Source organism: Micromonospora chokoriensis, assembly GCF_900091505.1.
Classification (GTDB): Bacteria; Actinomycetota; Actinomycetes; order Mycobacteriales; family Micromonosporaceae; genus Micromonospora; species Micromonospora chokoriensis.
In genome coordinates this window covers 5,700,561-5,719,377 of record NZ_LT607409.1, presented here as the reverse complement: position 1 = coordinate 5,719,377, position 18,817 = coordinate 5,700,561, and the positions used below count along the sequence as shown (strand labels likewise).

General features: G+C 71.2%; 21 protein-coding genes and 1 pseudogene. 19 read left to right on the top strand and 3 right to left on the bottom strand.

The genetic code is table 11. From position 1 onward, the window contains the following. Window positions 1-7: 7 nt before the first annotated feature. The 13 genes and pseudogenes from GA0070612_RS25900 to argH all read left to right on the top strand — a co-directional run bounded on the left by GA0070612_RS25900 (window position 8) and on the right by argH (window position 11,972). A complete protein-coding gene (locus GA0070612_RS25900) occupies window positions 8-1,084 on the top strand; it encodes a DUF418 domain-containing protein (RefSeq protein ID WP_088990283.1) in 1,077 nt (358 codons plus the stop codon). A gap of 37 nt (window positions 1,085-1,121) precedes the next feature. Then, window positions 1,122-1,475, top strand: coding sequence for a PadR family transcriptional regulator (locus GA0070612_RS25895; RefSeq protein ID WP_088990282.1), 354 nt, complete (start codon window positions 1,122-1,124; stop codon window positions 1,473-1,475). Then, on the top strand, window positions 1,472-1,870 hold the full coding sequence (locus GA0070612_RS25890) for a hypothetical protein (RefSeq protein WP_088990281.1): 399 nt from the start codon (window positions 1,472-1,474) through the stop codon (window positions 1,868-1,870). The genes GA0070612_RS25895 and GA0070612_RS25890 overlap by 4 nt, the downstream gene beginning before the upstream one ends. Further along, window positions 1,867-2,769, top strand: a complete 903-nt coding sequence (locus tag GA0070612_RS25885; RefSeq protein WP_088990280.1) for an ABC transporter ATP-binding protein — start codon at window positions 1,867-1,869, stop codon at window positions 2,767-2,769. The genes GA0070612_RS25890 and GA0070612_RS25885 overlap by 4 nt, the downstream gene beginning before the upstream one ends. Window position 2,770: 1 nt before the next feature. Then, window positions 2,771-3,505: a hypothetical protein gene (locus tag GA0070612_RS25880; protein ID WP_088990279.1), complete on the top strand. Its 735-nt coding sequence runs from the start codon at window positions 2,771-2,773 to the stop codon at window positions 3,503-3,505. Window positions 3,506-3,720: 215 nt separating this feature from the next. Next, window positions 3,721-4,349, top strand: a pseudogene (locus GA0070612_RS25875) (IS1380 family transposase); the annotation flags it as partial. A gap of 245 nt (window positions 4,350-4,594) precedes the next feature. Next, window positions 4,595-5,596, top strand: coding sequence for an N-acetyl-gamma-glutamyl-phosphate reductase (gene argC, locus GA0070612_RS25870; protein WP_088990277.1), 1,002 nt, complete (start codon window positions 4,595-4,597; stop codon window positions 5,594-5,596). A gap of 115 nt (window positions 5,597-5,711) precedes the next feature. Beyond that, on the top strand, window positions 5,712-6,884 hold the full coding sequence (argJ, locus tag GA0070612_RS25865) for a bifunctional glutamate N-acetyltransferase/amino-acid acetyltransferase ArgJ (RefSeq protein WP_088990276.1): 1,173 nt from the start codon (window positions 5,712-5,714) through the stop codon (window positions 6,882-6,884). Continuing rightward, complete coding sequence (gene argB, locus GA0070612_RS25860; RefSeq protein WP_088990275.1) at window positions 6,881-7,786, top strand: acetylglutamate kinase; 906 nt, start codon at window positions 6,881-6,883, stop codon at window positions 7,784-7,786. Before argJ ends, argB begins: the two co-directional genes overlap by 4 nt. Then, window positions 7,783-9,012, top strand: coding sequence for an acetylornithine transaminase (locus GA0070612_RS25855; protein WP_088990274.1), 1,230 nt, complete (start codon window positions 7,783-7,785; stop codon window positions 9,010-9,012). The genes argB and GA0070612_RS25855 overlap by 4 nt, the downstream gene beginning before the upstream one ends. Beyond that, the gene (gene argF / locus GA0070612_RS25850; RefSeq protein ID WP_088990273.1) at window positions 9,009-9,938 is read left to right on the top strand and encodes an ornithine carbamoyltransferase; all 930 of its coding nucleotides are present in this window, start codon (window positions 9,009-9,011) and stop codon (window positions 9,936-9,938) included. The genes GA0070612_RS25855 and argF overlap by 4 nt, the downstream gene beginning before the upstream one ends. Continuing rightward, complete coding sequence (locus GA0070612_RS25845) at window positions 9,935-10,450, top strand: arginine repressor (protein WP_088990272.1); 516 nt, start codon at window positions 9,935-9,937, stop codon at window positions 10,448-10,450. Before argF ends, GA0070612_RS25845 begins: the two co-directional genes overlap by 4 nt. Window positions 10,451-10,508: 58 nt before the next feature. Next, a complete protein-coding gene (argH, locus tag GA0070612_RS25840; protein ID WP_088990271.1) occupies window positions 10,509-11,972 on the top strand; it encodes an argininosuccinate lyase in 1,464 nt (487 codons plus the stop codon). A 43-nt stretch (window positions 11,973-12,015) separates the two neighbouring features. On the opposite strand, the gene GA0070612_RS25835 is transcribed toward argH, so the two are convergent. Together GA0070612_RS25835 and GA0070612_RS25830 are read right to left on the bottom strand one after the other, a co-directional pair. Then, window positions 12,016-12,369, bottom strand: a complete 354-nt coding sequence (locus GA0070612_RS25835) for an MmcQ/YjbR family DNA-binding protein (RefSeq protein WP_088990270.1) — start codon at window positions 12,367-12,369, stop codon at window positions 12,016-12,018. A 296-nt stretch (window positions 12,370-12,665) separates the two neighbouring features. Continuing rightward, a complete protein-coding gene (locus tag GA0070612_RS25830; RefSeq protein ID WP_088991770.1) occupies window positions 12,666-13,112 on the bottom strand; it encodes a DNA-binding protein in 447 nt (148 codons plus the stop codon). A gap of 175 nt (window positions 13,113-13,287) precedes the next feature. Here GA0070612_RS25830 and GA0070612_RS25825 point away from each other — a divergent pair, with 175 nt between their 5' ends. From GA0070612_RS25825 to GA0070612_RS25805, 5 genes are all read left to right on the top strand, one after another. Further along, entirely contained in the window at window positions 13,288-13,929 is a 642-nt protein-coding gene (locus tag GA0070612_RS25825; protein ID WP_088991769.1) for a DNA-3-methyladenine glycosylase, read from the top strand. 88 nt (window positions 13,930-14,017) lie between these two features. Beyond that, on the top strand, window positions 14,018-15,103 hold the full coding sequence (locus GA0070612_RS25820; protein ID WP_088990269.1) for a WD40/YVTN/BNR-like repeat-containing protein: 1,086 nt from the start codon (window positions 14,018-14,020) through the stop codon (window positions 15,101-15,103). A gap of 1 nt (window position 15,104) precedes the next feature. Next, the gene (locus GA0070612_RS25815) at window positions 15,105-15,380 is read left to right on the top strand and encodes a ubiquitin-like small modifier protein 1 (protein ID WP_088990268.1); all 276 of its coding nucleotides are present in this window, start codon (window positions 15,105-15,107) and stop codon (window positions 15,378-15,380) included. A gap of 149 nt (window positions 15,381-15,529) precedes the next feature. After that, window positions 15,530-16,672: an LLM class flavin-dependent oxidoreductase gene (locus GA0070612_RS25810; protein ID WP_088990267.1), complete on the top strand. Its 1,143-nt coding sequence runs from the start codon at window positions 15,530-15,532 to the stop codon at window positions 16,670-16,672. After that, entirely contained in the window at window positions 16,669-17,301 is a 633-nt protein-coding gene (locus GA0070612_RS25805; RefSeq protein WP_088990266.1) for an FMN reductase, read from the top strand. Before GA0070612_RS25810 ends, GA0070612_RS25805 begins: the two co-directional genes overlap by 4 nt. On the opposite strand, the gene GA0070612_RS25800 is transcribed toward GA0070612_RS25805, so the two are convergent. Beyond that, complete coding sequence (locus tag GA0070612_RS25800) at window positions 17,294-18,172, bottom strand: universal stress protein (protein WP_088990265.1); 879 nt, start codon at window positions 18,170-18,172, stop codon at window positions 17,294-17,296. The genes GA0070612_RS25805 and GA0070612_RS25800 overlap by 8 nt on opposite strands. Window positions 18,173-18,308: 136 nt before the next feature. On the opposite strand from GA0070612_RS25800, the gene GA0070612_RS25795 reads away from it, so the two are divergent. Then, on the top strand, window positions 18,309-18,809 hold the full coding sequence (locus tag GA0070612_RS25795; RefSeq protein WP_088990264.1) for a GNAT family N-acetyltransferase: 501 nt from the start codon (window positions 18,309-18,311) through the stop codon (window positions 18,807-18,809). The last annotated feature ends 8 nt before the right edge of the window (window positions 18,810-18,817 follow it).

Genomic DNA, 18,817 nt, shown 5'->3' with positions numbered 1-18,817 from the left:
GACGCCGATGCTCTTCCCGCTCACGCGGCTGACTTCGAGACTCGGGCCGTACGTTCCAGCACTGGCTGTCCTGATCGAATACCGAGGGCTGCCCCTGTACGCATTGCTCCTCGGGTTCGGAATGTACGTACTGCTGCGCCGTGCCGACTCACCTCAGCGGCGAGCGGCAGTCGTGCGGCGCAACCTCTCCCTCATCCTGCTCGGGGCGCTACACGGGATGCTCGTATTCTCCGGCGACATTCTTGCCGTCTACGGGATCCTGCTGTACGTCCTGGTGTGGGCGACCCGAAAGCCACGCCGGCTGCGCTTGGCGACCTGGGCCAGTGGCGTCCTGTTCCTGCTTCAGACGTTAGTCCTGCCGTTCACGCTGCTGCTGACAGCGGGCGACGAGGCTACCGCGTCGGTGTTGGCCGACTCCGCCTCGGTGGCCTTGGGGGCGCGCTGGACCGAGTGGCTGCTGTACGTCTTGTCCACGCCCTTTTTGAGCAGCGGGCTCCTGTTCCCGATGCTAGTCGGCTACCGTTCGGCCGCGGTCGTCCTGCGCGACAGATCTGCGGGCGATCGTCCGACGAGCAGATCCTTCCCGCTGGTCGTCGTGCTGCTCGTCGGATCCTTTACGCTCTGCCTGCCATACGCGGCCGTTTTGGCGGAACACTGGGGAGACATCCGGGCCGTGGCCGCCCATCCATGGCACCTGGTGGCGGCGCAGATCGGTGGTCTGCTGGGGGCCCTGGCCTGCTGGTGGGCGATCGCCGAGAAATGGACCGGGCTGCGTGCCTCGTCCGGGGTCCGCATCCTCGCCACACTCGGGCAGCGCAGCCTCACGCTCTACCTGCTGCATTCGATCGTGTTTCTCCTCCTCCTTACGCCGCCGTTTGGTGGCCTCGCTACCGCAGGTTCTCTGCCGATCCTCGCCTTGGTTGTTGTGCTGGGCTGGGTAGGTGCAGGTCTGGCGCTGTCGAGCCGGCGGCTCGCCGGTATCCCAATGGCCGAGGAACTCCTCCGCGACATGGCCGCCGGCCCGGTCACAGGGAGCGATGAGCAGGCGGCGGGTGCCGCCGAGAGAGTAAAGGAAGCTATCTAGGTTGCGACTCTACTTAGATAGTTGCTAGGCTAAAGCCATGGACGAGGCTGAATGGTCATCGGGCTGGCTGCGGGCAGTCCTGCCGTTGGTGTCGCTGAGCGTGCTCGCCAGGGGCGAGGCACACGGGTACGTGATCCTCCGGATCCTCGGTTCGCTTGGATTCGGTTCCGTCAAGGGCGGCACGCTCTACCCCTTCCTGGCCCGGCAGCAGGAGTTGGGCCTAGTTGACCACCGATGGGAGATCGACTCGCCGGGTCCGGCACGCAAAGTGTTCTGGTTGACCGACAGGGGGAGGCAGGAGCTCGAACGCCTGGTGAGTGAGTGGCGGCGGCTCAACACGACCGTCGCGTCGGCACTGTCCTTCCCGACTTCCGAGATGGAGAAAAAGTGAGCTACTACGGCAGCCTTGCGTTCTACCTTCGACTTCGGAGAGTCCCCGAGTCCACAATCGTCGAGATCCTGCGTGACGTGCGAGAGCTTTCCCGGGAATCGGGTCAGGAGCCGGAGCAGCAGTTCGGGCCGGCCTCGACCTACGCCGAGAAGTTCCCCAAGGGCAAGGTCCGGTCGTTGCCGACCCGGCTGGCCATCGGTTGCCTGGTGGTCGCAATCGCTATCATCGCCGTCGACTTCGTCTTGACGATGACGCGCGAGACGCACCTTCAGGTGGGCTCCGTACGAGTGATCTTTGTGCTGCTCGCCGTCCAAGTGGTGGTCGTGATCGCCGCAATCATCGCCGATCACCGGGTACCCCCGGAGTTCCGCACCGCCAGCGAGGCCAGCCGTTGATCTCGGTCACCGACATCTGCAAGGACTTCGGCGGGCGGGCTGCGGTGACGGACGTGAGCTTCGACTGCGTCCCCGGAACCATCACCGGGCTCCTCGGCCCGAACGGTGCGGGCAAGTCCACAGTTCTCAAGATGCTGTTGGGTCTGGTTTCCCCCACGCGCGGCCTGGCCACGATAGACGGGGTCCCCTACCGAGAACTGCCGAACCCGGGCCGGACCGTGGGTGTCTCTTTGGATGCGAGCGGCCTGCACCCCGGGCGGACCTTGCGCGGGACGATCCGGCTGGCCGCGAGCATTATCGGAGTCCCGACGGCCCGGGCGGACGAGGTGCTCGCGCAGGTCGGGCTCGCCCCCGAGTACGGAAAGCTTGTCCGTAACTGCTCCCTCGGGATGCGTCAACGCCTGAGCATCGGTTTAGCGCTGCTCGGCGAGCCGCGGTACTTGATTCTCGACGAACCGGTCAACGGCCTCGACCCCAGCGGTATGGCCTGGATCCGGAGACTGCTGCAGCAGCACGCCGAACAGGGGCACACCGTGCTGCTCTCGAGTCACCTGCTCAAGGAGGTCGAGTCGATCGCCGACAACCTCGTCATCGTCGATCAGGGGCGGGTCGCGGCGCGGGGCACCCTGGCGGAACTGATCGGCAGTGAGCCAGGTGTCCTGGTGTCCGCCACCGATGCCGCAGCTCTGCGCGATGCCCTGGATAAGGAAGGCATCGAACATCACCGACAGGGCGGTGACGTCTTCGCGCGTACTCTCGCCGAACGCATCGGCCAGCTAGCTCTTGATCACGGAATCGTGGTAACCAAGCTGACAGTCGCGTCCACCGACAGGATCGAGCAAATGTACTTCGAATCGATTTCGAGGATTTCGGCGGTCGGCTCCGAGAAAGGCGTATGACATGGGCCTGACGGATCACGTCGCCGTCGAGTGCAGGAAGATCGTCACCACCCGTAGCGGCCGCGGCCTGCTCCTGGTGGCCGTCGTCCTGGTCGCCGCCGGCGCGGTGATCGCGGCTGCGGCACCCGCGGATTCACGTGTCGTCCTGGTGCGCGACTCATTTGCCATGGCGGTGGCACCGCTCGTGCTCTTCGTTCCGATCATTGCGCTGACGGCATTCACCTCCGAATGGTCGACCCGTTCGGCGTTGCTGACCTTCACGCTCTCACCTCGCCGGGCGCGGGTGTTCGCCGGGAAGCTGGGCCTGGGCGTCCTGCTGTCCCTCGCGTTGCCCCTGATCGCCTTCGCCTTCGCCGTGATTGCCACGCACGTCGCGCATCCCGCCCGATTGGTGTCTTACGCCGATGCCTTCGGCGTGGACGGTGGGCTTCTTCAGAACATGATTCTGACAACTGTCTATACCTTGATGGCGGTCGGGGTGGCCACTGTCGTCCGGCTCACGTCGGTGGCCCTCACCGCGTTTCTCGTGCTGACCCTGGTGTCCGACACTGTCATCGGCCTTGTCCTAGGAGACGCTGGAAAGTGGTTCTCCCTGATCACCGGTTTCGAGCAGATCAGCAGCGCGGCCATTGCCGGCCCTACCGAGATCGGTCAGGCTGTCAGCGTTCTCCTGGTATGGATTCTGCTCCCGCTGACCGTCGGGTTCCGGCGCTTCGTCCGCTCGGATGTGAGCTAGCTCCGGCAGCAAGGGGTCGGTGTCAGCGGTGAGTTTCCCCTTGGCTGCCGCCGAGCTTCGTCGACGGCTGGTCCACTCTCTGCCCGCGACCAGTCTGAGGACTCACGCGACGACCTCGTGGAAGACCGGGAGTTGTGCGAGCGGGCGCGCGATTGCGGGATCGACGTCGAGCCCGTCGTTCATGCGGTCGCCGGCATCGAGGGTCTCACCCATCCATCGCGGAAGGCACTTTCAAGGTGCAGCGTACCGGCATGCGTCCGAGGCTCGCGGTCTCTGGTGGCGGTCGGGGCGTGGTCGGTCACGCCGGCGCCCGCCTGCTGGCCGACATCGCTGAGGTGACCGGGTCGGCCAGCGGTTTCGGTGATGCGCTCACGGGGTTGGGGCAGCGACGCCCGGTCCTTGAGCCGGGCCGGGTCGCCGTGGATCTGGCGGTGATGCTCGCCGACGGTGGCGAAGCGATCGCCGTGAGCGTGCCACGCCATCAGCCCGAATTGTTTGGGCAGGTCGCCTGCGACGCGACCGGTTGGCGGGTGCTGGACAGCCTCGATGCGGCAGCGTTGGTCCGGTTGCGGCAGGCCCGTGCGGCAGCGCGGGACGTCCTGTGGGCGCATACCTGTGAGACCCGCGGCCGGTTGCCCACCTCGAAATATCGGCGGGGGTACTGACGCAGATCCCTGACGCCCACCGGCACGGGACACCGCTGCTGATCCATACTGACGGCGCCGGCAGCACCTCCGGCTTTCTCGCTCACATCCGAGGTCTGGGCGAGCGAGGCGTCGACGCCCGGTTCAGGGCGGGCGCCGCGATCACCGCAACGGTCCGGGCGGCGACGGGCACCGGCCCGCTGGCCTGTGTGCTCAGGTCCCGCACCCGGTCGTACATCGACTTCAAGCCCGGCGGCGCGGCACCCGCCTTGATCGGGCCAGCTACGGGCGTCGCCGTTCCGGCACACCGTCCGCGACGTCGGCCCGGATGGCCAGGCAGCCCGCCATGCAGTCGATCTATTCATTAGCATGCAGTAGGCTGCATGAACTTGCACTCGTGAGTCGTCCTTGTTAATCTTCTCTGCATAGTCATGCGGAGGTGAGTATGGGGATCCGAGTCGCGGTTGCCGGTGCGAGCGGCTACGCCGGGGGTGAGCTGCTGCGTCTGATCGCCGGGCACCCGGAGTTCGACCTGGTCGCCGCCACCGCACACAGCCAGGCCGGGCACCGCGTCGACGCTGTGCACCCCCAGCTCACCGGTCTCGACCTGGTGCTCGGCGCGACCGACCCCGCCACGCTGGCCGACGCCGACCTGGTCTTCCTGGCCCTGCCGCACGGTGAGTCGGCGGCCCTCGCCGCGCAGTTGCCGGCGGAGGTGCGCGTCGTCGACCTCGGTGCCGACCACCGGCTGGCCGACCCGTACGCCTGGGCGCAGTACTACGGCGGCACCCACGCCGGGCAGTGGACCTACGGCCTGCCCGAGCTGCCCGGTCAGCGGGAGCTGATCGCCGGCTCCACCCGGGTGGCCAACACCGGCTGCTACGCCGCCGCGATCACCCTGGCGCTCGCGCCGCTGATCGCCGACGGCGCTGCCGACCCGGCCGACGTGGTGGTGGTCGCCGCCTCCGGCACCTCCGGGGCCGGCCGCGCGGCCAAGGCGCACCTGTTGGCCAGCGAGGTCATGGGCGACCTGTCGCCCTACCGGGTCGGCACCCACCAGCACGTACCGGAGATCAAGCAGGCCACCGGCGCGACCGGCCTGTCGTTCACCCCGGTCCTGGCGCCGATGCCGCGCGGCATCCTGGCCACCGTCACGGCGGTGCCGGCGCGCGGCGTCGACCCGCAGGAGGTGCTGACGCGGGCGTACGCGGACGCGCCGTTCGTGCACGTGCTGCCGGAGGGGCGGTGGCCGCACACGGCCGCCACGCTGGGCTCCAACTCCTGTCACCTGCAGGCCACGGTCGACGTCGACTCGGGTCGGCTGATCGTGCTCAGCGCGCTCGACAACCTGGGCAAGGGCGCCGCGGGTCAGGCCGTGCAGAACGCCAACCTGATGCTCGGCCTGCCGGAGACGACGGGCCTGTCCATCTGGGGGGTCACCCCGTGAGCGCGAGGAGTGCAGCGCAGCGGAGCCCCGCAGTCGCGAACGAAAGGCCCAGCACCGTGAGCGCGAGGAGTGCAGCGCAGCGGAGCCCCGCAGTCGCGAACGAAAGGCAGGCGCCGTGAGTGTCACCATCCCCCGGGGGTTCCGGGCGGCCGGCGTGGCCGCCGGACTCAAGTCCAGCGGCGGCGCGGACGTCGCGCTGGTGGTCAACGACGGCCCGGACGCCGGTGTCGCCGGTGTCTTCACCACCAACCGGGTCAAGGCCGCGCCGGTGCTCTGGAGCCAGCAGGTCGTGCAGGGTGGTGTGGTCCGCGCGGTGGTGCTCAACTCCGGCGGCGCCAACGCCTGCACCGGCCCGGGCGGTTTCCAGGACACCCACGCCACCGCCGAGCACACCGCCGCCGCGCTGACCTCGGTGAGCCCGCGGCTGATCCTCGGCGCCGGTGAGGTCGCGGTCTGCTCGACGGGCCTGATCGGTGAGCGGCTGCCGATGCCGAAGCTGCTGCCCGGTGTCCGGTCGGCGATCAAGAGCTTGTCCCGCGACGGTGGGGCGGCCGCCGCCGAGGCCATCATGACCACTGACACCCGGCCGAAGACGACTGTGGCCCGGGGCAGCGGTTGGACGGTCGGCGGCATGGCCAAGGGCTCCGGGATGCTCGCTCCGGGGATGGCGACCATGCTGTGCGTGCTCACCACCGACGCGGTGGCCGGGCCGGCGGTGTTGGACGAGGCGCTGCGCGCGGCGACCCGGGTCACCTTCGACCGGGTCGACTCCGACGGCTGCATGTCCACCAACGACACGGTATTGCTGTTGGCCAGCGGCGCGAGCGGCATCGAGCCGACGGCTGCGGAGCTGACCGCCGCGGTCACCGCGGCCTGTCACGACCTGGCCCAGCAGTTGGTGTCCGACGCCGAGGGCGCGACCAAGGAGGTCGCCATCGAGGTGATGAACGCCGCCGACGAGGACGACGCCGTCGAGGTGGGCCGTACGGTGGCACGCAACAACCTGGTCAAGACCGCGCTGTTCGGCAACGACCCCAACTGGGGCCGGATCCTCGCCGCCGTCGGCACGACCGCTGCCGCGTTCGACCCGGACGAGGTGGACGTGGCGGTCAACGGGGTGTGGGTGTGCCGCCGTGGCGCCGGTGCCGAGGACCGCTCGAAGGTCGACCTGACCGGGCGGGGCGTGACCATCCGCATCGACCTGCACGCGGGTACGTCGGCGGCGACGATCTGGACCAACGACCTGTCCCACGCGTACGTGCACGAGAATTCGGCGTACTCGACATGAGTCTCAGCAGCGACCTGGCTCGCGCCCAGGCCAAGGCGGAGACGCTGATCGAGGCGTTGCCCTGGTTGGCGCGTTTCTCCGGTTCCACTGTCGTGGTCAAGTACGGCGGCAACGCGATGACCGATGCCGAGTTGCAGCGGGCGTTCGCGGCGGACATGGTCTTTCTGCGCTACGCCGGCCTGAAGCCGGTGGTGGTGCACGGCGGGGGTCCGCAGATCTCCGCCATGCTGGGTCGGCTCGGCATTGCCAGTGAGTTCCGGGGTGGCCTGCGGGTGACGACCGCCGAGGCGATGGACGTGGTCCGGATGGTGTTGGTCGGGCAGGTGGGCCGGGAGCTCGTCGGTCTGATCAACTCGCACGGCCCGTACGCCGTCGGTCTGTCCGGTGAGGATGCCCGGCTGTTCACCGCGGTGCGTCGCCCGGCGTACGTGGACGGGTTGCCGGTCGACGTCGGTCAGGTCGGGGACGTCGAGTCGGTCGACGTGTCCGCGGTGACCGACCTGATCGAGGCCGGTCGGATCCCGGTGATCTCCACGGTGGCGCCGGACGTCGACGGGGTGCTGCACAACCTCAACGCGGACACCGCCGCCGCCGCGCTGGCGATCGCGTTGCAGGCTCGCAAGCTGGTCGTGCTCACCGACGTCGCCGGCCTGTACGCCGAGTGGCCGGACACCAGCAGCCTGGTCTCCGAGATCAGCGCGGACGACCTGGCCAAGCTGCTGCCCAGCCTGGAGTCGGGGATGGTGCCGAAGATGGAGGCCTGCCTGCGGGCGGTGCGTGGGGGAGTGCCCGCCGCGCACGTCGTGGACGGTCGGGTGGCGCACTCCACGTTGCTGGAGGTGTTCACCTCGGAAGGGTTCGGAACGATGGTGGTGCCGGGAGACGGGATGGTCGCGCCGTGAGCACGTTGGGGCAGCGCTGGAAGCAGTCCATGATGGACAACTACGGCACGCCGCCGCTGGCGCTGGTCTCCGGCGCCGGTGCCGTCGTGGTCGACGACACCGGCCGGGAATACCTGGACCTGGTCGGCGGCATCGCGGTGAACGCCCTCGGGCACGCTCACCCGGCCGTGGTGGCGGCGGTGTCGAAGCAGGTCGCGACCCTCGGGCATGTCTCCAACCTCTACGTCGCCGAGCCGCCGGTGGCCCTGGCCGAGTTGTTGTTGGCGCTCGCCGGCCGGCCCGGCCGGGTCTTCTTCGCCAACTCGGGCGCGGAGGCCAACGAGGCGGCGTTCAAGCTCTCCCGGCGCACCGGCCGCACGCATGTGGTCGCCACCAGGGGTGGCTTCCACGGCCGCACCATGGGTGCGCTCGCGTTGACCGGTCAGCCGGCCAAGGCCGATCCGTTCCGGCCGCTGCCCGGTGAGGTGACCCACGTCGACTACGGCGACGTGGCTGCTCTGGAGGAAGCGGTCTCCGACGCCACCGCGATGCTGATCGTCGAGCCGATCCAGGGTGAGAACGGTGTGGTTGTCCCGCCGGCCGGTTATCTCGCGGCGGCCCGGCGGATCACCGCTCGGCACGGCGCGTTGCTGGTCCTCGACGAGGTGCAGACCGGCATCGGTCGGACCGGGCACTGGTTCGCGCACCAGGCCGAGGGTGTGGAGCCGGACGTCGTCACCCTGGCGAAGGGTCTGGGCGGTGGGTTGCCCATCGGTGCAACGCTGGCCTTCGGCCCGGCGGCCGACCTGCTCACCCCCGGCTCGCACGGCACCACGTTCGGCGGCAACCCGGTCAGCTGCGCGGCGGCGCTCGCCGTGGTGGCGACCATCGCCAACGAAGGGCTGCTCGACAACGTCAAGCGGGTCGGTGAGCGGCTGCGCCGAGGCATCGAGGCGCTGGGCCACCCCCTGATCGCCGGTGTACGCGGCGCGGGGCTGCTGCTCGGCGTGGTGCTCACCGCCCCGGTGGCGTCGGTGCTCGCCGACGCCCTGCGGGAGGCCGGTTTCCTGGTGAACCCGGTGCAGCCGGGTGTGCTCCGGCTGGTCCCGCCCCTGATCCTCACCGCCGCCCAGGCCGACGCCTTCCTCGCCGCGCTGCCCGCCGCGCTGGACGCGACGGCCCCGGCCGCCGCCGGCGCGGCACCCGAACCCAGCACGCTGACCACCACCACAGGGACGACTCGATGACCCGGCACTTCCTGCGCGACGACGACCTCTCACCTGCCGAGCAGTCAGCAGTCCTCGACCTCGCCGAGCGGATGAAGGCGGACCGGTTCGGTCACCGGCCGTTGGTCGGCCCCCGCTCGGTGGCGGTGCTCTTCGACAAGCAGAGCCTGCGGACCCGGATCTCGTTCGACGCCGGGATCGCCGAGTTGGGCGGGCACCCCCTCGTCGTGGACACGCAGGTCACCCACTTCGGCCGGGGCGAGACCCTGGCCGACGCGGGGCGGGTGCTGTCCCGCTACGTCGCGGCCATCGTGCTGCGCACCCACGGCGACGACCGGATCGCCGAGGTGGCGGCGGGGGCCGGCGTGCCGGTGGTCAACGCGCTCACCGACGGCTTCCACCCGTGCCAGCTGCTGGCCGACCTGCTGACCATCCGGGAGAAGTGTGGCGGCACGGCCGGGCGCACCCTGGCGTACGTGGGGGACAGCGCGAACAACATGGCGCAGTCGTACCTGCTGGCCGGGGCGACGGCCGGCATGCACGTCCGGGTCGCCGGGCCGGCCGGGTTCGCGCCCGATCCGGCCGTGGTGGATCAGGCGGCCCGGATCGCCGCCGAGACCGGCGGGTCGGTGCGGGTGCTGACCGACCCGGCCCAGGCCGTCCGCGACGCCGACGTGCTCGCCACCGACACCTGGACCTCGATGGGGCAGGAGTCCGACGGGCTGGACCGGATCACGCCGTTCCTGCCGTACCAGGTCAACAAGGAGCTGCTCAGCCAGGCGGCGCCGGACGCGATCGTGCTGCACTGCCTGCCCGCGCACCGCGGTGAGGAGATCACCGACGAGGTGCTCGACGGCCCGCAGAGCGCGGTCTTCGACCAGGCGGAGAACCGGCTGCACGCGCAGAAGGCGCTGCTGACGTTCCTGCTGGACGGGGAGTCCCGATGACCGCCCCGTTGACCCGTGCGGCCCGACACGCCCGCATCGTGGAGCTGATCCGCGACAAGGCCATCCGTTCCCAGACCGAGCTGGCCGACCTGCTCGCCGCCGACGGTGTCGGTGTCACCCAGGCCACCCTCTCGCGGGACCTCGAAGAGTTGGGCGCGGTCAAGGTGCGCGGCGGCGACGGTCCGGCCGTCTACCTGATCCCCGAGGATGGCAAACGTCCGCTGCGCGACGCCGAGGCCGCGCCGGCCCGCCTGATGCGGCTGCTGCACGAGCTGCTCAACGGCGTCGACTCCAGCGGCAACATCGCGGTGCTGCGTACCCCGCCGGGCGCAGCCCAGTACCTGGCCAGCGCGTTGGACCGGGCGGGCCTGCCGGAGATCGTCGGCACCATCGCCGGCGACGACACCATCCTCGTGGTGGCCCGCGAGGCCGTCGGCGGGGCGGCGCTCGGTGAGAAGCTCGCCGGCTGGGCCCGACGCGACGACACCGCCGAGGGGACCACCGCGTCATGAGCGAGCGAGCGCCGCGAGTGTGCCCCGCCGTCGCGACCGAAAGGCAAGCCGAGAAATGATGGGCGACGTGGACGACAAGAGCCTGACCGAGAACAGCGCAGCCACCAACCGGACGAGCCTGTGGGGTGGCCGGTTCGCCGGTGGTCCCGCCGAGGCGCTCGCCCGACTGTCGGTGAGCGTGCAGTTCGACTGGCGCCTGGCCCCGTACGACATCGCCGGTTCCCGGGCGCACGCCCGGGTCCTCGCCGGCGCCGGCCTGCTCGACCCGGAGGAACTGGGTCGGATCCTGGCCGCGTTGGACGACCTGGAGGCCGCCTGCGCCTCCGGGGCTTTCCGCCCCACCATCGACGACGAGGACGTGCACACCGCGTTGGAGCGCGGTCTGCTGGAGCGCCTCGGCAGCCTCGGCGGCAAGCTGCGCGCCGGCCGGTCCCGCAACGACCAGGTCGCCACCGACCTGCGGCTGTACCTGCGGGACCACGCCCGGGGGGTGGCCAGCCGCCTGGTCGAGCTGGCCGAGGCGTTGGTCGAGCAGGCCGAACGGCACATCGACACCGCCGCGCCCGGCATGACCCACCTCCAGCACGCCCAGCCGGTCACCTTCGGGCACTGGTTGCTGGCCCACGTGCAGCCGTTGCTGCGGGACCTGGAGCGGCTGCGCGACTGGGACCACCGGGCGGCCGTGAGCCCGCTCGGCGCGGGCGCGCTCGCCGGTTCCGGGCTGCCCCTGGACCCGGTGGCCGTGGCCAAGGAGCTGGGCTTCCGTACGTCGTTCGCGAACTCGATGGACGCGGTCGCCGACCGGGACTTCGTCGCCGAGTTCCTCTTCACCACCGCCATGATCGGGGTGCACCTGTCCCGCCTCGGCGAGGAGGTGGTGCTCTGGACGTCGCACGAGTTCGGCTGGGTGGAGCTGGACGACTCGTTCGCCACCGGTTCGTCGATCATGCCGCAGAAGAAGAACGCGGACATCGCGGAGCTGGCGCGCGGCAAGTCCGGGCGGCTGGTCGGTGGGCTGGTGACCGTCCTGACCATGCTCAAGGGTCTGCCGATGACCTACGACCGGGACATGCAGGAGGACAAGGAGCCGGCCTTCGACGCGGTCGACACCCTGGAGCTGCTGCTGCCCGCCCTGGCGGGAATGATCTCCACGATGTCGGTGCGGGTGGACCGCCTCGTCGCCGCCGCGCCGGTCGGGTTCTCCCTGGCCACCGAGGTCGCCGACTGGCTGGTCCGGCGCAACGTGCCGTTCCGCGACGCGCACGAGATCACCGGCCGGTTGGTGGCGCTCTGCGCGGCCCGCGAGTGCGAGCTGGAGGACGTCTCGGACGAGGACCTGGCCGCGATCAGTGGTCACCTCGACCCGTCGGTGCGCGACGTGCTCTCGGTCCGTTCGGCCCTGGCGGCCCGCACCACCCCGGGCTCGACCGGCCCCGGCCCGGTCGCCGACCAGCTCGCCTCCGCCGCCGACCGGCTGGCCGGCTGGCGGGAGTGGGCCACCGAGTCGGTCGTACCGCGCTGACCTCGCCGCGACGTCGGCGGGTTCCGCCGGCGCCGCGGTCGGTTCAGGCCGTCGGGCGTTCCCGCTTCGGGAGCTTGGCGACCACCATGTCGTACGAGGAGTCGACCGCCTCGGTCAACTCGTCGGCGTCGATCCCGCCGGTGAGGCGCAGCGTGTTCCACCCGGACCGGCCGATGTAGGCCATCACCCGGGCGTCGTCCGGGTGCCGGTGCAGCCATTCGTCGGCGACCTCGCGGGTCGGTCCGCACTTGACGCCGACCGTCGGCTCACCCGCGCCGTCGCCGAGGAACGCGAAGATCCGGCTGCCGACCTTCACCACCTCGTCGCCCTCCCACGGCCGGTCCAGCCACGCTCCCGGCTTGGCCAGGCAGTACGCCAGCATGTCCGCGCGCTCCATGGGTGACCTCCTCGTCGTTGGCCCAGTCTGCCCGCCCGGCCGCCGGTCGGCACGCGACGTGCCGCCGCCACGTCGCCACGACCGCCGCCTCGGCTCAGCTCGCCCCGCCTCGGCCTGCAAGATCGTGCTGTAACCAGGATCCAGTGGCCTTGGCCGCTCACGAGGCCACTACGTCCATGTTCGAGCGCGATCTCGACGTTCCGGAGCGCGCTCTCGGGGAGCCGCCCGGACGAGCGCGGCGTGTGCCCGGGACAGACAAGCGGTGAGCGGCCCCTGGTGGTCACGCCGAGCGTCCGTCAGTGGGGCGGCTCGGTCCGTGCGGCGGTCGGCTCGGCCGAGCGGGCGGCGACCCGCTCGTAGCGCTGCCGGGCCGCCTGTGCGCTGCCCAGGCCCAGCCCGTACGCGATGGCCTGCCAGGTCAGCCCTCGGTCGCGGGCCAGCGTCATCAGCCCGGCCTCCAGGGCGTCCAGTTCGGCGCGGACGTGCGGCAGCAGGGTCAGCGCGGCGGTGAGGTCACCGGCGTCGACCGGCTCCTCGGTCGGCTCGCGCTCGGCCCCGCCCGCGGCGAGCGCGGTGATCAGGGCCACCGCCTCCCAGGGGTCCAGCACGTACGGGTGGGCCCAGCGTCCGCGCCGGCTGTCGGTGCCGGCGTGCCGTTGGCTGATCCGCTGGAGTGCCTCGTGGGTGCGGTGGGCGCGGGCGTGGGCCGGGTGGGGTGGGGTGAACGGATCGTCGGTCGTCATGTCCCGAGCACACACCATGAACATGCCGTTGTCAACGCTTTGTTGAAGCGGGCGGGTGTCGCGCCCCGCGGCAGAGCGCCACCTCGAACCGGTGCTCGGTGAGCGGGTGACGCACGGCGACCCGGCCGGACCTGGCGGCGGGGTGGCAGGCGGACGGCTGGGTACCGTTCGGGCCATGGACCTGTTGCCCGGTGACCACGGCACCGACGTCGACCTGGCGGCGCTGGCGGACCTGCTCGCCGGCCCACTGCTGCCGGCGGCGCGCGGCCTGCTGGGCTGCCGGCTGCACGCGGGCGGGGTCACCGTCCGGATCACCGAGGTCGAGGCGTACGCGGGCAGTGGGGGCGACCCCGCCTCGCACGCACACCGGGGCCGCACGCCCCGCAACGCCGTGATGTTCGGCCCGGCCGGGCACGCCTACGTCTACTTCACCTACGGAATGCACTGGTGCATGAACGTGGTCACCGGGGTCGAGGGGGAAGCCGCCGCCGTGCTGCTGCGCGCCGGCGAGGTGGTCGACGGGCTGGTTACGGCACGGGAGCGCCGGCCAGCCGTCCGGCGGGACGTGGACCTGGCCCGCGGACCCGCCCGACTCTGCTCCGCTCTCGGCATCGACCGCGCGGCGTACGGGGCCTACCTGCTCGGCAACAGCCCGGTTCGCCTGCGGCCGCCGGCCGATCCGGTACCACCGGAGGCGGTGGTCGCGGGTCCCCGGGTCGGTGTCACCGGCGCTCACGACCTGCCCTGGCGGTTCTGGCTCGACGGCGACCCGACGGTCAGTGCGTACCGCCGACACGTGCCCCGCGCCCGGCGTTGAGCGGGCCGCGCGGCGCGTGAGCGGCGGATTCTGTCGGGGGGTGTGGCGATAATCACCGGACCTGCTCACCGACGGTTCGGAGGACGTGATGACAACACTGCTCGCGATCGGCACGGCCAAGGGGTTGTTCCTCGCCACCAGTGGCGACGACCGGCGCAGTTGGGAGATCACCGGCCCGCACTTTCCGATGACGGGTGTCTACGCGGTCGCTGTCGACACCCGTCGCTCCACCCCCCGGGTGCTCGCCGGGGTGACCAGCTCACACTTCGGGCCCAGCGTGGTCACCAGCGACGACCTCGGCGCTTCGTGGGACGAGCCCGACCAGGCGCCGGTCGCGTTCCCGAGTGACACGGGCGTCTCCCTCGGTCGGGTTTGGCAGCTGATGCCGGCGGGCCCTGACGAGCCGGACGTGGTCTGGGCCGGCACCGAGCCGTCCGCCCTGTTCAAGTCCACCGATGGTGGTCGAAGCTTCGAGCTGGTCCGGTCCCTCTGGGACCACCCGCACCGCCCGGAGTGGGAGGCCGGCTTCGGTGGTCAGGCAGTGCACACCGTGCTGCCGCACCCTCGTGACCCGGCCCGGCTGTTGGTAGCCATGTCCACCGGCGGGGTCTACCGCTCGGAGGACGCGGGGGCCAGTTGGGCCCCGGGTAACACCGGCATCCGCGCGTACTTCATGCCCGACGAGTGGCCGGAGTTCGGCCAGTGCGTGCACAAGGTCGCCCGGGACGCGGGCAACCCCGAGCGGTTGTACGCGCAGAACCACCACGGCGTCTACCGCTCCGACGACGACGGCCGCACGTGGTCCTCGATCGCCGACGGGCTGCCCAGCGACTTCGGCTTCCCGATGGTGGCCCACCCCGGGCGCGGCGGCATGGTGTGGACCTTCCCGTTGGTGGCCGACAGCGAGCGGTTCCCCACCGACCACCGGTGCCGGGTGTTCCGTTCCGCCGACGCGGGCGGCAAGTGGGAGCCGCTGTCGGTGGGGCTGCCGGAGGGGCCGTTCTACCCGGCGGTGCTGCGTGACGCGATGTGCGCCGACGACTCCACCCCGGGTGGGGTCTACTTCGGCACCCGGTCCGGCTCGGTCTTCGCCAGCCGCGACGAGGGCGACTCCTGGTCGACGCTGGCCACCCATCTTCCGGATGTGCTCTGCGTCCGCGCTGCGACGGTGTGACGTGGTCACCGTGCTGCTGCCCGGCCCGCTGCGGGGTGAGGCCGGCGGTGCCAGTCGGCTGAGCGTCGCCGCCGCCGGGACGCTCCGGGCGGTCCTCGACGAGTTGGCCGCCCACCATCCGAGGCTGTCCCGGCGGATCCGTGACGAGCGGGGTGAGCTGCGCCGCTACGTCAACGTCTTCGTCGACGGGGAAGACTGCCGACACTCCGGTGGTCTCGCCACGCCGGTGGGCGACGACGCAGAGGTGCAGGTGTTGCCGTCGGTCGCGGGCGGCTGAGCGAGGCCCGGACCGACCGGGAGCCGTCCCTGGAGGTGACCGACGCCACACCGGGGCAGCCCGCCGGCGGAATAGTTGACTCGTCAAATAAGTTGACAGCTGCGTCCGGGCACGACGAATGACCCGGTTCAACACGCAGGGAGCTGGTCATGCAGTTCGGAGTCTTCACCGTCGGCGACGTCACGGTCGACCCGACCACCGGCCGGGAGCCGACCGAGCATGAGCGGATCAAGGCGATGGTCGCCATCGCGCTCAAGGCCGAGGAGGTCGGCCTGGACGTCTTCGCCACCGGCGAGCACCACAACCCGCCGTTCGTGCCGTCGTCCCCGACCACCATGATGGGTTACATCGCCGCGCGGACCGAGCGTCTGCTGCTGTCCACCGCGACCACGCTGATCACCACGAACGACCCGGTGAAGATCGCCGAGGACTACGCGATGCTCCAGCACCTGTCCAACGGTCGGGTGGACCTCATGATGGGCCGCGGCAACACCGGCCCGGTCTACCCGTGGTTCGGCAAGGACATCCGCGCCGGCATCCCCCTCGCCATCGAGAACTACGACCTGCTGCACCGGCTGTGGCGCGAGGACGTGGTCGACTGGAAGGGCAAGTACCGCACGCCGTTGCAGTCGTTCACCGCGACGCCGCGCCCGCTCGACGGGGTGCCCCCGTTCGTCTGGCACGGCTCGATCCGCAGCCCGGAGATCGCCGAGCAGGCCGCCTACTACGGCGACGGCTTCTTCGCCAACCACATCTTCTGGCCCAAGGAGCACACCCAGCGGATGGTCAGCCTCTACCGCCAGCGCTACGCCCACTACGGCCACGGCACCGCCGACCAGGCCATCGTCGGCCTGGGCGGGCAGGTGTTCATGCGCCGCAACTCGCAGGACGCCGTCCGGGAGTTCCGCCCGTACTTCGACAACGCCCCGGTCTACGGGCACGGGCCGTCGCTGGAGGAGTTCACCCGGGAGACCCCGCTGACCGTGGGCAGCCCGCAGCAGGTCATCGACCGCACCCTGGGCTTCCGGGAGTACGTCGGCGACTACCAGCGGCAGCTGTTCCTGATGGACCACGCGGGTCTGCCCCTGAAGACGGTGCTGGAGCAGCTCGACCTGCTCGGCGAGGAGGTCGTGCCGGTGCTGCGCAAGGAGTTCGCCGCGCTGCGCCCGGCGCACGTGCCGGAGGCGCCCACCCACGCCTCGCTGGTCGCCGCCGCCGGTGGCGCGAAGGACAGCACCGTGCACGCCGTCGACGACGTGACCGGCAAGGCACCGGAGGGGGCGGCGCGATGAAGCGCACCCTGGCCGTGGTCTCGGCGGGGCTGAGTCAGCCCTCGTCGACCCGGCTGCTCGCCGACCAGCTCGCCGCGGCCACCCGCGACGAGTTGGTCCGGCGCGGCGCCGAGGTCCAGCTGCACGTCGTCGACCTGCGGGAGTACGCCCACGACGTGGTCAACAACATGCTCACCGGGTTCGCGCCGGCGGCGTTGCGCGAGGTCGTCGACAGGGTGACCGCAGCGGACGGTCTGATCGCCGTCACGCCGATCTTCAGCGCCTCCTACAACGGGCTCTTCAAGTCCTTCTTCGACGTGTTGGACTCCGAGTCGCTCGTCGACCGGCCGGTGCTGATCGGGGCCACCGGCGGCACCGCCCGGCACTCGCTGGCCCTGGAGCACGCCGTCCGCCCGATGTTCGCGTACCTGCGGTCGGTGGTGGTCCCGACGGCGGTCTTCGCCGCCCCGGAGGACTGGGCGGACGGCACCGCCGACGGCGCGTTGCGCGGTCGGATCCGGCGCGCCGCCGGGGAGCTGGCCGACCAGATCGATCGTCGACCGCCGGCCGGCGGGCCCGCCGACCCGTTCGCCCTCACCACCGACTTCCTCCAGATGCTCGGCCGGGGGGACGGCGCGCCGGTCAGCTGACCGGGTACGGGTGGGCGACCAGCACCGGGCAGTGCGCGTGCTGGATCGCCGCCTGGCTGACCGAGCCGAGCAACATGCCGGTGAACCCGGCCCGGCCCCGGGTGCCCACGACCAGCAGCGAGGCGTTGCCGCTGGCCTCGATGAGCCCCTGGGCCGCCCCGGCGGCCCGGACGGGATGCTCCCGCACCACCAGGTCGGGATGCTCGGCGCGGACCGTGGCGGAGGCGTCGGCGAGCAGCCGCACCGCGTCGGCCTGGTGTGCGGCCTGCGACTCCTCGATCTCCTCCGGCACCGTCCGGCCCTCGTCGGGCGGGCCGACGTGCACCAGCACCAGAGGCACGTCGCGTCGTGCCGCCTCGTCGGCCGCGTAGCCCGCGGCGAGGCCTGACGACGCGGAACCGTCGACACCGACGAGCACCGGGCCGTCCACCGGGATCGGCTGTTCGTCCGGGCGGACCACCAGCACCGGGCAGTGCGCGTGCGCGGCGACCTGTGCGCCGACCGAGCCGAGCAGTAGCCCGGCGAACCCGCCCAGCCCTCGACTGCCCACCACGACGAGGTCGGCCCGGCGGGACTCCTCGATCATGGTGATGCCGGGGCCGCCGGCGACCTGACGCACCTCGACGACCAGGCCGCGCCACCTGTCGGCCAGCTCGGCCGCCGTACGCTCCAACATCTTCTGCGCGTCCTCGGAAGGGGCCGGCACCCCGAGGTCGTACGGGTTGAGCGCCACGCCGTAGCCGAGCGGGTGCAGGAAGCCGTGCACCAGGTGCAGCGGTCGGGACCGGAGCTGCGCGGCGTGGGCCGCGTGCTCGGCGGCGACGAGGCTGGACGGCGATCCGTCCACGCCCACCACGACGGGTCGGTTCATCGGCGCTCCCTGGGTCGGTCAGCTCATTGTCGACCGTTCGGCAGCAGCGGCGGGATCGGACGCGCCGGTCCCGATGGTGTGTGTCGCGCTGGGTCGACACCAACCGACTGTCACAGCGACTGCGTACCCTCGCCGGGTGACCTCCGAAGTGCTGCTGCGTCCGGTCCGTGAGGACGACCTCGTCGAGTTCTTCCTGCACCAGCAGGACCCGGAGGCCAACCGGATGGCCGCGTTCGGCCCCAAGGATCCGTCCGACCGTCGGGAGTTCGCCCAGCACTGGGCACGGGTGCTGACCAACCCGGCGAACCTGGTCCGCACCGTCGAGGTCGACGGCGAGGTGGTCGGTTACGTGAGCGCCTGGCCGGCCGGCGAGCAGACCGAGGTCAGCTACTGGATCGACCCGGCGCGCTGGGGCCGGGGTCACGCCACGGCGGCCCTGACCGCCCTGCTGCGCGAGCTGCCCCGACCGGTGCACGCCCGCGCCGCCAAGGACAACGCCGCGTCCCTCGCGGTGCTCCGCAAGTGCGGGTTCGCGGTGGTTGGTGAGGATTCGGGGTACGCGAACGGTCGCGGCGAAGATGTCGAGGAATGGCTGCTGGAGCTGCCCGCCGATGGCGCTGACCTGGGCGGGCACTAGTCTCGCGG